Consider the following 1,286-nt stretch of genomic DNA (forward strand, 5'->3'; position numbering starts at 1 on the left):
TGATGTTAGACTTTTCAGTAGACACACACTAGGGGACGGCCTTTATAATAATAGATATAAATTCAAGGTCGAGGTGTGGCATGGGAAACCAACGTGAAAGTTATGATGAGGAATTTAAACGAAAAACAGTTGAACACATGGAAACTGAGAATAAGAGACCCATTGAGATTGCCAGAGAACTAAATATCCCTAAAAGTACCCTAAGTCGTTGGATTAAACAGTATGGAAGTGGTGCTGTAGAGGCACAATCTCGAGTGTTTGTCGACTATGAACGAATGAAGAAAATGGAACAAGCTATGCTCGAGTTACGGGAGGAAAATGAAATTTTAAAAAAGGCGATGCACTTCTTCACAAAGGACCCGCGCTGATCTATCCGTTTATTTTTAAACACCGCTTCCAGTATCGGGTCGAGAAGATGTGCACCGTATTACACGTATCAAGAAGCGGATATTACAAATGGCTCAAACGTAAGCCAAGCCCTCGTGAGAAGCGTCGGATCATGCTTGAAAAACGAATTCAGTATCATTTCAAGAAATCCAAACGGCTCTATGGCAGCCCAAGAGTCACGGAAGATTTGCGCAAAGAAGGCCATAAGGTGTCTTCTAAAACAGTTAGTCGTCTCATGAAGAAACTAGGCTTAAAGTCGCGCACCGTGCGGAAATACAAGGCAACCACGAATTCAAAACACAATATGCCTGTACACGAAAACATTCTTAATCGTGAGTTCAAGGTGATGGCTCCTAACAAGGTCTGGGTAGCCGACATCACCTACATAGCGACCGGCGAAGGCTGGTTGTATTTGGCTAGCGTCATGGACCTGTACTCCCGTAAAATCGTAGGTTGGGCCACGGGAGCTCGGATGACACAGGAGTTGGTTTTAGACGCGTTAGACCTCGCTTACAAGCGCCAAAAACCATTACCAGGATTGCTACATCACTCTGATCGAGGTTCACAATACGCTTGCAAGGACTACACGGGACGTTTAAAAACCTACAAGATGATTGGCAGCATGAGTCGTAAAGGTAACTGCTACGATAATGCCTGTATTGAATCTTTTCACAGTTCTTTGAAAAAAGAGCTCGTTTACCTGACCAAATTTAAAACAAGGAAACAAGCTCAAAAAGAACTTTACACTTACATCGAGTTTGATTACAACCGCAGACGCATTCACTCAACGTTAGGGTACGAGACACCCCATCGATTTGAGCAGCTCTACTATGAAAACTTAGCTTCTTAATGCAACGGTTGTTCCATAAAAGTGTGTCTATTTTATTGACAGAAGTACA

1 pseudogene is annotated in these 1,286 nt (G+C 42.8%); it reads left to right on the forward strand.

Features of this window, described 5'->3' with window-relative positions:
- Positions 1-80 precede the first annotated feature (80 nt).
- Positions 81-1,237, forward strand: a pseudogene (locus tag AC58UU_RS39875) (IS3 family transposase).
- Positions 1,238-1,286: the final 49 nt, after the last annotated feature.

Source organism: Paenibacillus sp. JT22N1, assembly GCF_059692155.1.